The following is a 13,210-nucleotide window of genomic DNA, read 5'->3' on the forward strand; positions in this document are numbered from 1 at the left end:
AGCCTCATTTAATTGAAAAATTAGATGAGGTTATTTTTTGACTTTTGGTTTCTGAATCATAAAGTCTTTTAGATAATACGGCTCAAAATAAGCTACATCTTCAAAACTAGAATCTTCATATTTTTTATACGAAATAGCACACATTTCTTTTGCTGAAGGTACAGCATCTAAAATATATTCCGCTTTTGTACTAGCTAATGTTTCTTGTATTTTTGAAGCTCCTGATCCTACAAAATAAACTTTATTAAAACTTTGCAATACTTCTTGGTAAGATGCTTCATCTATAATTTTTGCTTCTGTTTCTATAGTCTGATCAAAATCTGAATTAAAAACAGCCGAATAAACCTCCATTCGCCTAGCATCTAAGACTGCTACAACAGCTTCTTCTTTATTTGGCAGTATTTGATGCGCTAAACTATTTAATGTAGCTACAGCTATTAATGGCACATCTAAAGAAAAACATAATCCTTTAGCTGCAGAAACACCAATTCTTAATCCAGTATAAGAACCTGGACCTTTACTTACAGCAATAGCATTAATATCTTTTAATGTTAAAGAAGCCATCTTTAAAGCTTCCTCTATAAAAATATGCAGTTGTTCTGCATGCGAAAAACTAGCACTATTGTACTCTTTTAAAGCCAACATTTCTCCGTCTTTAGCTAGACTTACCGAACAATTGGTTGTAGCTGTTTCTATATTTAAGATAATTGCCATAGCCTGCAAAGATACAAGTTATAACAATAAAGCAAACACTATTCTAATGTTACAAGCACAAAAAAAGCCCATTAAACATTTTGCTTAATGGGCTTTTTATCATTTACAATACGTTACTTTAAGGTAACTGGTATTCCAAAGTAAATTTCTAATATTTTAATTCTAAAAATATAATTGTATTTAGCATTTACTACGTCTACTGCTGCATTGTCTACTCTAGATTGTGACTGACTAAAGTCAAAAGCATTCATTAAACCAACATCAAAACGTTCTTTAGCAAAATCATACGCTTGCTTTCTAGCATCATATGTTTTTTGAGCTGCCTCGTATCTTTTTCCAAAAGACCTAACGTCTAGGTAAGCCTGATTTATACTTGACTCTAACGCCAACTTCTCTTGCTCTGCCTGAAGTTTTGTTTGCTCTAGATTTAATTTGGATCTTTTAATATTGTTACGTACACTAAAACCATTGAATACAGGCACACTTAAACTCATACCATAACCAATACCATCATTTTCTGATATCTGATCTGTAAAACTAGCGCTTGTAAGTTTTTTAACAAAACTAGAGTAACTTGTATTATACCCTATAGAAGCACTTAAACTTGGATATAGTGCACCCTTTGCTATTTTAACATCTTTCTCTGCAATATCAATATTAGTTTCCGCTAACTTAATATTACCTCTAATTGTAAGCGCTTTATCATACACCTCTTTAGCAGAATAGTTATATATTTCTGATGGTGGCACGTCGTAAGTATCTTCAGCTATATCAAAATTTTCGTAATCTGTTATTTGTAATAGTTGAGCTAAAAACAAACGTTTAAGTAATATGTTATTTTCACCATTTACAGTTTGTTGCTCGTAATCTGCTATTGTAGCCTCTAACTCTAACAAATCTCCTTTTGGCACAGTACCAGCTTCCACTAACATTTTAGTACGCTCGTAATCTTTGCTAGCTATCTCTGCTTGTAACTTTACAACTTTTAAAGACTCCTTATTTGCTAATATATCTAAATATGCATTTGCAACATTTAACACTATATTATCCTTAATACCATCTAATCTATATTGACTAGCAATAGTATTAAGTTTAGCTTTATTAAAGCGATGTATATTACGTAGGCCATCAAAAAGAGTAACACCTGAAGAAACTCCTCCATTTAAAGAGAAAAAAGTCCCAGAAACCCTTTGATTGGTAGTCTGGTCAAAACCAGAACCTTTACTCCATGAACCATTAGTAGAAGCATTTAAATTTGGCAAAAAATCTCCTAAAGCATCAGACTCACCTAATTTAGTACTTTCTAATTGTATTTCTAACTGCTCTACATCTATATTGTTCTCTAAAGCATAATTTATGCATTCCTCAATACTCCATCTTTTTTCTTGAGCTGTAGTTAACCCAACAACAAATAGAAGTAACACTATTGATATTTTAAATTTCATATGTATTATATTGATGATTTTAGTTTTTATATACTACTCTTCTGTAGTTTTTTCGTCATCATCACCTTTTTTAATAGGCTCTGTCTTATTCCAAATTTTAACAGCATCTTCTTCTGTAATACCTGAAAGAATTTCAACATTAACGCCATCAGAAATACCTATTTTTACTTCTCTACGCTCAAATTTCTGATCTCCTATTGCGACCTGTACATAAGGTTTATCCGTGCTTTTATCAAACTGCAATAAAGCTTCTGGTAAAACCAAAACATCATTTTTCTTTTCTAAAATAAAAGATGCATTTGCACTGTAACCAGCACGTATCATTACACTATCATCTATAACAACTTCGCCTTCAATTTTAAATTGCACAGCTCCAGTTTCTTCAACTCCCTTTGGTGCAATAAATCTAAGTTTAGCATCAAACTCTTTATCGTCCACAGCCCCTAAACTAACTTTTAGTGGCATACCAACCTTAAGTTTACCAACCTCACCTTCATCTACTTTACCTTCAAAAATCATTTTTTTAAGGTCTGCAATAGATGCTATAGTTGTACCATCGTTAAAGTTGTTACTTTCAATTACCTGATCTCCTTCTTCTACCGGAATTTCTAAAATTGTACCACTTACAGTTGCTCTAATGTTTGTATTTGCACTAGAAGAACCACCTGCAGAACCTTTTCTTATAATTTGATAATCGGCTTGGGCGTTAGATACATCTTGTCTCGCCTGGTCGTATCTTAATTTTATATTATCATAATCTTGTTTAGAAATTACGTCTTTTTCAAACAAAGATTTATTTCTTTCGAACTCTAACTTTACATTATTTAAACCTAACTGAGCAGTTTTTACTCTACCACTAGCTTGGTTTAAAGATTGCTCATTAGGCACAACTTTAATTACCGCAATTAAATCTCCAGATTTAACCTCTACGCCTTCTTCTAGGTATATTTTTTCTATAATACCAGAAATCTGAGGCTTAATCTCTACTTCCTCTTCTGGAACAACCTTACCGGTTGCAACAGATTTTTTTTCTATACTAGCAATAAATGGCTTTTGTGTTTCATAAGAAATTGAAGACTTACTATTTGTTTTAATAAAGAAGGCAGCCGCCCACAATACAGCCAATACAGCTACTGCTATTAGTATATATTTTAGCACTTTGTTCATTTTGATTGATTTAGTTATATTTAGTTTATGATTTTTTTACTCTTCTCTTAATGCGTCTATTGGTTTAATACTCACTGCTCTTTGCGCAGGTATTAATCCTATTAGTGTTCCTAAAAACACCATAATACCCAATGCCCCTAATACATAGGATATTGGCAAAGTTGGATTGGTGTATGGCATATCTGTATCTTGTGTGGCGGCATCTATACCATACAAAACTAGTGCTCCTAATACAATACCCATAATACCAGAAATAACTGTTAAAAAAACGGACTCTAATATAATTAAGTTACGTACTTCTTTTGGCGTTGCTCCCAATGCACGTCTAATTCCCAATTCTTTAGTACGCTCTTTAACTGATATTAGCAAGATGTTCCCAATACTAATTACACCAGCTAAAATTGTTGCAATACCTACTATAAGTGATAAAAATGTAAGTCCCTTTGCAAAACCAGTAATTCTATTAAATATTTCTCCTAAGTTAAAGGCTCCAATAGCTCTTTCATCTTCAGGATTAACATTATGTATGCTTTTTAAAACTGCCTTAACATCCTTTTCTGCTTGTATAACATCTGCATCATCATATGCAGCAATAGTTAGCCAATCTACATTTTCTCCTGTATTGTATAATTTTTTATAGGTTGAATATGGTATATACATATCTGTATCGCTTTCAAAACCACCACCAGGAACAAATTTATGCACTCCTACTATCTGAAAATAGATATTATCCACCCTAATAAATTCTCCAATTGGATTTTCATCTTCTTCAAAAATTTCTTTTTGTGTACGCTCTCCAATAACAACAACCTTTCTAGCCTGTTCTATATCTTCATCGTTTATAAAACGACCTCCATCATATATCTTTTTGGTTGCAATTTTAGTGTAGATAGGGAAATCTCCATACACTGGCGCATTACCAGTTTTTTGACCTCTTACTACAGCAGCTTGACTACCACCAAAAACACCTTTTGCATTTCTTGGTGCTATATATTGTATCTCAGGGATTCTATTTTTTAATGTATTTACATCTGACAATTTAAGTTGTAAAGAACGACCTGTCTTATACCCTTCATATGGCATACTTGTACTTTGAGCCCATACAAACATACTGTTCATTGCTGTACTCTCAAAAGCACGTTCAAATCCATTATCTAAGCCTTTTGCTGCACCCGCAAGGGCTATATAAATAAATATACCCCACAATACACCTATTACGGTTATTGCTGTTCTGGTTTTATTTTTTCCAATAGAACCAAAAATTTCTTGCCAAGTATTACTACTAAATATAAATTTCATACTATTCGTCTCTTAATGCTACAATTGGTTTAATCTTGGCAGCTTTTCTAGCTGGCACATATCCTGCAAGTGCTCCACATATAATTAATAGTATAGTTGCAAAAACTGCAATACCTGTATCAATATAAGGGTCGGTTATAAAATAATCTTCTAAAGTGTCTCCCATAGAATTTAACAATACCGTACCGAGCAACATTCCTATAAAACCAGAAATTGTGGTTATAAAAATAGACTCTAATAAAATAGTGCTTATTACAGATTTTGGAGTTGCTCCTAATGCTTTACGTATACCTAGTTCTTTGGTACGCTCTTTAACCACAAAAACCATTATATTACTAATACCAATAATTCCGGCTATAATAGTACCAAATGCTACAAAAGAAACTATTATTTGTAATACACTTGCTAATTGCTGATTCTGCTTTAACTGATCCGCAATGTTTCTTATAAAGATTCCGTTTTCATCATTAGGATTAATAAACTTTTTACTCTTTAGGTACTTTTCTAAACTACTCTCTAAAGACATTGCTCCAGAATAACCTATCTGCGGTTTAAAGCCTAAAACCATCTGATCTATTTTATCTGTATTCTTCTCTATAAGTTGTCTTGTAGTGTAGGGAATGTAAATTTTTCGTTCTTCATTATCTCCGCCATCATCCTGAAAAACGCCAATAACCTTAAAAGAACTACCTCCAATATCTATATATTTACCAAGACCATCCTCATCTTTAAACAAATCTCTTTCTACCAACCTACCAATAACAGCATACTTGGTCTTGTCTTTTACATCTTGGTTATTAATGTAACGTCCCTTCATCATTATAGTCTTCTCACTGTATTGATGAGAAGGGGCTACCCCCATATTACCATAATTGTTAGACTCGTTTTTATACTTTACAAGTCCACTTCTGCTAATTCTAGGTGTTATATAGTCTACAAACATTGCAAAGTTTTTTTCAATGTCTGCTAGATCTTCATTATCAAACTCTATTTGTCTGTTTGCCTTGTAACCAGAATATGGCACAGAGGTTCTACCAGGAAAAATAAAGAATACATTGGTAGCATCATCTCCAAAAAATTTAGCAAACGTATTTGTTAATCCGTTACCAAAACCATAAAGCACTACAAAAATGAAGATACCTATAGCTACAGTAAAACCAGATAAAAATGTCCTAAGCTTATTTTTTTGAATGGTTTCAAAAATTTCTTTCCAAGCGTCTCTACTAAACATATTGCGAAGCTCTTACTTGGTCTACTATTTTATCTTCTACTATTACACCATCTTTTAAGTGCACAATACGTTTACACATATCTGCAATATCTGGTTCATGAGTAACAATTAAGATAGTATTACCTGCGTCATTAATCTTTTGTATAAGATCCATAACCTCGTAAGACGTTTTACTATCTAAAGCACCCGTTGGCTCATCTGCCATTAAAACTTTTGGTTCTGCAGCCAAAGCTCTTGCAATTGCAACACGCTGTTTTTGTCCACCAGAAAGTTCACTAGGCAAGTGACCTGCCCATTGCTTTAAACCTACTTGTTCTAAATACTTAAGTGCTTTTTCTTGACGTTCTTTTCTTCCTACGCCTTGGTAATATAAAGGAAGTGCTACATTTTCTGCTGCACTTTTATAATTGATAAGATTGAATGATTGAAAAATAAATCCTAAAAATTTATTTCTATATTTTGCCGCTTTTGTTTCGTTAAGATCAACAATTGGCACACCATCTAGAGTGTAAGACCCTTCATCTAAAACATCTAACATTCCTAAAATATTTAGAAGTGTAGATTTTCCAGATCCTGAAGAACCCATAATGGCAACAAGTTCTCCCTCTTTTACATTAAAATTGATACCTTTTAAAACGTGTAACGAATTGTTACCCATTTTATAAGACTTATGAAGGTCTTTAATTTCTATCATTGGTGTTAGTTTTTTTGGCTTTGCACTTTTGTACAACTGTAAGACTACCCAAGTTATAATTAGTTACAATTAAAATGTGAAAAAAATGTTAAAATTAAGAAACAAACTTATCAAACATCTTAAATAATTACAAATAACAAGTAATTAAGCAGACAATAAAATACAGTAACATACTACTAATGAAATACTAAGAAACTAATTTTAATAGGACACCAATACTAAAACAATGTTAAAACTAAGCTTTCATTTTTTTGTAAACAAAGTAGAACAAAACCCCAACTAAAACATAAGGTACTGCCATTAGGTATTTTATACCATTATTTACTCCTTGCGCTACAGCAACATTACCCTCACTTTCTAAAACAGCTCTACACATTGCACATTGTGCCTCTGACACTTGTGGTATTAAGAGAGCAGCTACTAAGACTAAAAAAAATAGTTTTTTCATTACAATTAAAATTATACGTAATACGGAGATATCATTACATAAACCACAACACCTGTTACAGCCACATAAAGCCATATAGGGAATGTTATTTTAGCTAATTTTCTATGCGCATCATATTGCTTTAGATATGCTTTAGCATAGGTTTTCATAACTAATGGTATTATTATAATAGATAATATTATATGCGTTATTAGAATAAATAGATAGATGTACTTAACAACACCCTCACCACCAAAAGATGTAGATTCAGATGTCATATGATATGCAATATACATTACTAAAAAAGCCAATGAAAACACAATACAAGTAGTCATTAAATTTTGATGTAATTTTTGCTTACCGTTTTTTATAGCCACAACTGCTGCAATTAAAAAAACAGCAGTTAAACCATTAATAGATGCATAAATAGGAGGTAAAAAAGACAAAGGCTCTGCGTCTGGTATTTTAAATCCAAATAAAAGAGCTACAACTACAGGCACAATAATAGAGACAACTGTTATTATCTTATTAAACTTTTTCTCTCTAGAGTTTAAATTATCTACTTTACTCATTCAACAATTTTTTAATATCTTCTTTTAATATACCAATTTGTTCTTTTTCGCCTTCTTCATTGGCACCATCTTCCTCAGAGATTGTTCCTCTATAGTAAATAATAGGATTTCCAAACTCGTCTACTCTAGAGCGTATAAATCCTCTTTTGTCTACTAAAGCGAATAAGCCAGAATGCTCAAAACCTCCTGGAGCACTAGGATTTTGTTGTGCAAATATATTAAACCCTTTGTTTGCTAGTTCGTATATCTGCTCTCTATCTCCAGTCATTAAGTGCCAATCTAAATTGGTTATACCATACGTTTCTGTATATGTCTTTAATTTTGTTGGCGTATCATGTACAGGATCTATAGAAAAAGAGGCTATTCCAAAATTTTCTACATCTTTAAGATCGTTCTGAATTTGAACTAAGTTTTTTGTCATAACCGGACAAATAGTTGGGCAAGAAGTAAAAAAGAACTCTACAATATAAACTTTACCTAAATAATCTCTATTAGAAACCACTAAGCTATCTTGATTTATGAATGTAAAATTTGGAACTCTTTTCTTGCTTCCGTTAATTTCTACATAAGCCAAATCTCCGTTATTATCCTTGATATTCATACGATCATTTTCAACGACCGCACCATTACCAACTCTGTCTATAATTTTTGGTATAAATATTATTCCAAAAACTAATATTACAAACGAAATCCAGATGTAGTTATAATTATTTTTTTTCATAAAAAATAGAGTTTAGTTCTACTTACGCTCCGCGTTATTCTTTTTTAAAGCCATACGGTATTCTGCTAAGATAATTTTAACATCATCTTCCATCTTATTATTAAGTTCTGCTACAGAAATAGTATTAAAACCATATTTAGTACCCTCATCCTCATCATCTGTTCTACCACGAAGACTTAAGTCTTTATCTATTATAAACACATAAGGCGTACTTAAATCGTCTTTTAAGGTGATATCAGTTTTCAATTGACTGTAGAAAGATTGAATCTGGTCTTTATCACCATAAACAAACTTCCAATTTTTAATATCAGCCAAAACAGCTAGTTCTTTTTTTAAATTTTCTACAGCTTGCTCTTGCCCTTTACCAACAATCATTACAAACTGAAAATCTTTAAATTCAAAAAAGTGTTTGTATATTTTCTGATTTAAATTAAATGCTGTCCCTTTTTGTTGATCAACATTATTACCCAAAAAACCAAGAATAGTTATTTTATTTTTAAGCTGTGCATCTGTAGAAAAACTGGTTAGCTCTCCCACTTTAGGAGTAAGTACAGGAAGCCTACCAAAATTGTGAATTCCTGAAGCAAAAAATAGATAAGCAACAATTGGTAGTATAAATAAAACTACCATTACAAATGTTTTTTTCATAATAGTACAAAAATAAAAAAGACGGCTTAAAAACCGTCTTTATATATTGTTAAATGATGCATAATATTAGAAGTTCCACTTAACGAAACCACTGTGATAAATATCATAAATATAACTTCCTTCAGTTAATAATATAAATACTAAATAACTAATTAAAAATACTGGAGTCCAAACAATAGCTCTACGCAATCCTTTTTTCTCATCACGTAAGTGCATAAAATCCCATGCAATATAGTATGCTTTTACTATTGTAAGCACTATAAATATTAGGTTTAAAGGCTTTAAATAAATGAAAGGTGATAATAGAAAGTTCATTGTAGAACCTGCTAAACCAGGCTCAAAAGCAGATATTAATGGTTTCATTAAAATTGGTGGCTTATAAATACCTAAAACAACCTCTACTAAAGTTACTAATGATAAGAATATTAAAACACCCCAAATTTTTTGAATGTTATCCTTAAATTTTAATCTTCCTCTGAAAATCGCTAATTTATGTTCGTGTGCCATTTTATACTATATTATTATACGTAATGTAATTCTTTTTTTAAACTGCTATTATACCAAGTAGAAGAAGGTAAATACAAATACCCAAACTAAATCTACAAAGTGCCAATAAAGACCAACTTTCTCTACCATTTCATAATGTCCTCTACGCTCATAAGTACCTATGATAACATTAAAGAAAATTATAATATTTATTAAAACACCAGAGAATACGTGAAAACCGTGAAAACCTGTAATAAAGAAAAAGAAATCTGCAAACAACCTGCTTCCGTACTCATTGTGTATAAGGTTTGCACCTTCTACAACATATTTAGAACCAGCTAATCTTTTTAAAGATTCATCTCTAGTTAAAACTATTTTATGTCCGTCTTCATTTACGTTTTCTACTCTAACTAAAATATTAGAATCTGCTTTAAAACCTGTTACAACTTCATTAACAGAATATGTTGGTAATGTGCTTTCTCCAAAGAACCAAACACCTTTATTATTTGTATGGTCTACTCTTTCTTCATGTAAAGGGGTAGCAAAATCTCTAATTGCTGCTCTTTCACCAGTATCTGCTTTAACAAACTGCAGTATTCTACCACCTTTTGTTTCAATAGCTCCAAAATCTCCTTTAATAAAAGTAGCCCATTCCCAAGCTTGTGAGCTTAAGAAAATAATACCACCAATAACAGTAAAGAACATATACCAGATAACTCTGTTTTTTTGTAGTTTATGACCTGCATCTACAGCTAACACCATAGTTACGGAAGACATAATTAAGATAAATGTCATTATAGCAACATATATCATTGGATAATTACCATGAAACAGAGGTACGTGTGTAAAAACTTCATCTGCAATAGGCCAGCTATCTGCAAATTTAAATCTAGAAAATCCGTAAGCTGCTATAAAGCCTGAAAAAGTTAATGCATCAGAAACGATGAAAAACCACATCATCATTTTACCATAGCTAGCGCCTAAAGGTTTGTTTTTACTTCCTCCGCTCCAAACACTTTCTGCTGTACCTGTTGTTACCGTAGTATCCATATACAATTTAAAATTTATAAACTAAGAACGCTTAACTACGCTCTATTATTTTTTAAAACATCTAAATAAACCTATAAGTTTATATAGATTCCGCAAATTTACATTTTTTTCGGCTATACAAAAACCAAAATTTAACTGAAATTAACTTTATTTCTATTTATTATCGATATAAATAGAAGAATAGGATTAAATAAACCCATAACAAATCTAAGAAATGCCAAAAAGTAGCGCCTATTTCTAGTCCGTTTACTTCTGATGATGAGTATTTACCCTTCATTTGATTTACAATAACCACAATTAAAGAAACTAGTCCTGCTAATACGTGTGCAACGTGCACTACAGCAATTAAAAAGATATAAGACATTGTTATACTACTTGTTGGACCAGTAAAATAAAAACCGCTACCTATTAATTGAGAAAAACCAACAAATTGTAAAACTATAAAAGCAACACCTAAAGCCAATGTTACCCACAAATAAGTGCTTGCCGTTGATTTTTTATCTTTTTTAGTAGCTTGTACCGCTAAAAAGTAAGTAACACTACTTACAACAATAATTAAAGTACTCCAGAAAAACGCCGATGGCAAATCAAAATCTTTTAACCAATCTTCTCTAGAACTACTTACAATATATGCACTTGTCCAACCTGCAAATGCCATTATTAAACTAACGATACCAAACCAAAGCATCATTTTTTTAGCATTATCTGACTTTTCCTTTTCTGATCTATGAGTTATATCCATTTAGCAACACTTATTAATATTAAAAAAGCAATTTTAATTATTCCCTATCATTTAACTACACAAACTTATCTACAACATATACAATCTGCATTAGCGTAATATAAGTTACACTTGCTAACATTAATTTTCTTGCAGAGGCATTATCTCTATTATCAAACAAACGAAAAGCAAAAAACAACATTACACCTCCCATTAAAAAAACCAATACAGCTGCAATTACAGACAACTGTAGCGCTCCTGTAATACCAAATGCTGGTACAACAGAGACAACCATCATCCAAATTGTATACATAATAATTTGTACAATAGTCCCTTTATCTTTTTTACCAGTTGGCAGCATTTTAAATCCACCTTTTTTGTAGTCTTCATCTAACATCCAGCCTAAAGCCCAAAAATGAGGAAATTGCCAAAAAAACTGAATCATAAATAATGTTCCGGGTTCTATTCCAAATTCATTTGTTGCTGCAACCCACCCTAACATAAAAGGTATTGCTCCAGGAAAAGCACCAACAAAAACAGCTAATGGAGTCTTTGTTTTTAAAGGAGTATAAACACAAGTATATAAGAATATGGATATAGCCCCAAACATTGCTGTTTTTGGATTTATAACGTATAATGAGATTAAACCGGCTAAAGTCATAACCACTGCAACAATTGAAGCGGTAGTAACCGTCATTCTTCCTGCAGGTATTGGTCTATTTTTAGTACGATCCATTAAAGCGTCTAGATCTTTTTCTATTATTTGATTAAATGCATTTGATGCACCTACCATACAATACCCACCAAAAGCTAAAAGTAATAAAACAACAAAATCTATTTTATCTGCGCCTAAAAAATAACCGGCTATAGAAGAAAAAACTACACTAATAGCAAGTCTCGCCTTTGTTATTTCTTTAAAGTCTGTAAATGCCGAAACATCTGTAGCTTCTTTTACTGTACCAACCGCAGTTTTCATCCTCAATTTTTATGGACTGCAAAGATATAACCTAATTGATTTCTTTACAACCAATTAAGAAGGTTTATCTTCTTAATCAATAACCCTTATAAAAAACAAGAAAGAGCCTGTTAGTAAGCAGACTAACAAGCTCTTTTAAATTATTATTACACTTAAACTATTGCAACTTAAAATTGATTGGAATAGAATATGGCACCACAACATTACTATTACCTTGTTTACCAGGAGTCATTTGTGGAAGCTTAGCAATAATACGCTGCGCCTCTTTTTCTAGTATTTCAGACGGACCTCTCATTTGCACGTCTTTTACAATACCATCTGTACCTATTTTAAACATTACACTTACCTTACCCTGTTCTCGCATCTCTATAGCTGCATCTGGATATCTAAAGTACCGTTTAACGTGTTTTTGCATTTTTTCATTAAAACAATCTTTTCTTTTACTCTTAGCAACCTTCTCGCAACCTGGAAAAATTGGAACCTCCTCTACAACATCTAAAGGAATAACAGGCTCTTCTATTATTCTTGCATCTACAATACTACTTACATCTACTATTTCATCTGGACTAACCTCTGTGTCATTTATAATTTCTGAAATTATTAGTTTTGTATCATCTGGAGCAATTTTAATTTTATCCGGATTAATAATGGCTTTAGCCAAAACTTTTTCCTTTGGTTTATTTTCTTCAACCTTAAAATTATTTAGATCTGGATGATACTCAACCAACTCTACTTCTGTTTCTGCAGGAGTAAATAGCTCCTCTTCTACAAAAGCATAAGACGACTCCAATGCCAAGTACACAAGACCCATTGCAACAACCAAACCTATTTGAAAGTTTAAGAAGCTGTTTTTTCGTAGATTTGCATCGTGCTTGCTCTTTTTAGGACTAGCATTGGCTAGCGCTCTGTTATTTCCATTGCCGTGGAAATCAACAGAATTTTCTGTGTTTGTTTTCATAATACTATTTTTTATTTGTTATAGTTATGTTAAAACACAAGAAGCGTACCAAAAGCCCCAAGCAAATGCTTGGGGCTTATTTTTTTAAAAAAAATGATAAA

The 13,210-nt window shown here is 31.9% G+C and carries 15 protein-coding genes; all 15 read right to left on the reverse strand.

The window, feature by feature from the left end:
• Positions 1–30: 30 nt before the first annotated feature.
• Positions 31–714: a tRNA (adenosine(37)-N6)-threonylcarbamoyltransferase complex dimerization subunit type 1 TsaB gene (gene tsaB, locus BT107_RS08965; protein ID WP_072303446.1), complete on the reverse strand. Its 684-nt coding sequence runs from the start codon at positions 712–714 to the stop codon at positions 31–33.
• Positions 715–827: 113 nt separating this feature from the next.
• Positions 828–2,159, reverse strand: coding sequence for a TolC family protein (locus tag BT107_RS08970; protein ID WP_072303447.1), 1,332 nt, complete (start codon positions 2,157–2,159; stop codon positions 828–830).
• A gap of 33 nt (positions 2,160–2,192) precedes the next feature.
• On the reverse strand, positions 2,193–3,326 hold the full coding sequence (locus BT107_RS08975; RefSeq protein ID WP_072303448.1) for an efflux RND transporter periplasmic adaptor subunit: 1,134 nt from the start codon (positions 3,324–3,326) through the stop codon (positions 2,193–2,195).
• Between the two features lie 36 nt (positions 3,327–3,362).
• Positions 3,363–4,625, reverse strand: a complete 1,263-nt coding sequence (locus BT107_RS08980; protein WP_072303449.1) for an ABC transporter permease — start codon at positions 4,623–4,625, stop codon at positions 3,363–3,365.
• Between the two features lies 1 nt (position 4,626).
• Positions 4,627–5,856 carry an ABC transporter permease gene (locus BT107_RS08985; protein WP_072303450.1) on the reverse strand — a complete coding sequence of 410 codons (1,230 nt, stop codon included), beginning with the start codon at positions 5,854–5,856 and terminating at the stop codon, positions 4,627–4,629.
• Positions 5,849–6,550 carry an ABC transporter ATP-binding protein gene (locus BT107_RS08990; RefSeq protein ID WP_072303791.1) on the reverse strand — a complete coding sequence of 234 codons (702 nt, stop codon included), beginning with the start codon at positions 6,548–6,550 and terminating at the stop codon, positions 5,849–5,851. Before BT107_RS08990 ends, BT107_RS08985 begins: the two co-directional genes overlap by 8 nt.
• 235 nt (positions 6,551–6,785) lie before the next feature.
• Positions 6,786–6,998: a hypothetical protein gene (locus BT107_RS08995; protein WP_072303451.1), complete on the reverse strand. Its 213-nt coding sequence runs from the start codon at positions 6,996–6,998 to the stop codon at positions 6,786–6,788.
• A gap of 11 nt (positions 6,999–7,009) precedes the next feature.
• Positions 7,010–7,549 carry a DUF420 domain-containing protein gene (locus tag BT107_RS09000; protein ID WP_072303452.1) on the reverse strand — a complete coding sequence of 180 codons (540 nt, stop codon included), beginning with the start codon at positions 7,547–7,549 and terminating at the stop codon, positions 7,010–7,012.
• Positions 7,542–8,270 (reverse strand): SCO family protein, encoded by a 729-nt coding sequence (locus BT107_RS09005; protein ID WP_072303453.1) that lies wholly within the window; start codon positions 8,268–8,270, stop codon positions 7,542–7,544. Before BT107_RS09005 ends, BT107_RS09000 begins: the two co-directional genes overlap by 8 nt.
• 18 nt (positions 8,271–8,288) lie before the next feature.
• Entirely contained in the window at positions 8,289–8,918 is a 630-nt protein-coding gene (locus tag BT107_RS09010; RefSeq protein WP_072303454.1) for a hypothetical protein, read from the reverse strand.
• A gap of 66 nt (positions 8,919–8,984) precedes the next feature.
• Complete coding sequence (locus tag BT107_RS09015; RefSeq protein WP_072303455.1) at positions 8,985–9,425, reverse strand: cytochrome C oxidase subunit IV family protein; 441 nt, start codon at positions 9,423–9,425, stop codon at positions 8,985–8,987.
• A gap of 48 nt (positions 9,426–9,473) precedes the next feature.
• Positions 9,474–10,454 (reverse strand): cytochrome c oxidase subunit 3, encoded by a 981-nt coding sequence (locus tag BT107_RS09020; RefSeq protein WP_072303456.1) that lies wholly within the window; start codon positions 10,452–10,454, stop codon positions 9,474–9,476.
• A gap of 160 nt (positions 10,455–10,614) precedes the next feature.
• On the reverse strand, positions 10,615–11,196 hold the full coding sequence (locus BT107_RS09025) for a cytochrome c oxidase subunit 3 (protein ID WP_072303457.1): 582 nt from the start codon (positions 11,194–11,196) through the stop codon (positions 10,615–10,617).
• A gap of 55 nt (positions 11,197–11,251) precedes the next feature.
• On the reverse strand, positions 11,252–12,151 hold the full coding sequence (cyoE, locus tag BT107_RS09030) for a heme o synthase (RefSeq protein ID WP_072303458.1): 900 nt from the start codon (positions 12,149–12,151) through the stop codon (positions 11,252–11,254).
• A gap of 157 nt (positions 12,152–12,308) precedes the next feature.
• Entirely contained in the window at positions 12,309–13,109 is an 801-nt protein-coding gene (locus BT107_RS09035; protein ID WP_084639195.1) for an energy transducer TonB, read from the reverse strand.
• Between the last annotated feature and the right edge of the window lie 101 nt (positions 13,110–13,210).

The sequence above is a fragment of the Cellulophaga fucicola genome (genome assembly GCF_900119145.1).
Taxonomy (GTDB): Bacteria; Bacteroidota; Bacteroidia; order Flavobacteriales; family Flavobacteriaceae; genus Cellulophaga; species Cellulophaga fucicola.

Coding starts and splice junctions, on each gene's coding strand:
- tsaB (WP_072303446.1), bottom strand. CDS start 714: ATGGCAATTATCTTAAATATAGAAACAGCTACAACCAATTGTTCGGTA.
- BT107_RS08970 (WP_072303447.1), bottom strand. CDS start 2,159: ATGAAATTTAAAATATCAATAGTGTTACTTCTATTTGTTGTTGGGTTA.
- BT107_RS08975 (WP_072303448.1), bottom strand. CDS start 3,326: ATGAACAAAGTGCTAAAATATATACTAATAGCAGTAGCTGTATTGGCT.
- BT107_RS08980 (WP_072303449.1), bottom strand. CDS start 4,625: ATGAAATTTATATTTAGTAGTAATACTTGGCAAGAAATTTTTGGTTCT.
- BT107_RS08985 (WP_072303450.1), bottom strand. CDS start 5,856: ATGTTTAGTAGAGACGCTTGGAAAGAAATTTTTGAAACCATTCAAAAA.
- BT107_RS08990 (WP_072303791.1), bottom strand. CDS start 6,550: ATGATAGAAATTAAAGACCTTCATAAGTCTTATAAAATGGGTAACAAT.
- BT107_RS08995 (WP_072303451.1), bottom strand. CDS start 6,998: ATGAAAAAACTATTTTTTTTAGTCTTAGTAGCTGCTCTCTTAATACCA.
- BT107_RS09000 (WP_072303452.1), bottom strand. CDS start 7,549: ATGAGTAAAGTAGATAATTTAAACTCTAGAGAGAAAAAGTTTAATAAG.
- BT107_RS09005 (WP_072303453.1), bottom strand. CDS start 8,270: ATGAAAAAAAATAATTATAACTACATCTGGATTTCGTTTGTAATATTA.
- BT107_RS09010 (WP_072303454.1), bottom strand. CDS start 8,918: ATGAAAAAAACATTTGTAATGGTAGTTTTATTTATACTACCAATTGTT.
- BT107_RS09015 (WP_072303455.1), bottom strand. CDS start 9,425: ATGGCACACGAACATAAATTAGCGATTTTCAGAGGAAGATTAAAATTT.
- BT107_RS09020 (WP_072303456.1), bottom strand. CDS start 10,454: ATGGATACTACGGTAACAACAGGTACAGCAGAAAGTGTTTGGAGCGGA.
- BT107_RS09025 (WP_072303457.1), bottom strand. CDS start 11,196: ATGGATATAACTCATAGATCAGAAAAGGAAAAGTCAGATAATGCTAAA.
- cyoE (WP_072303458.1), bottom strand. CDS start 12,151: ATGAAAACTGCGGTTGGTACAGTAAAAGAAGCTACAGATGTTTCGGCA.
- BT107_RS09035 (WP_084639195.1), bottom strand. CDS start 13,109: ATGAAAACAAACACAGAAAATTCTGTTGATTTCCACGGCAATGGAAAT.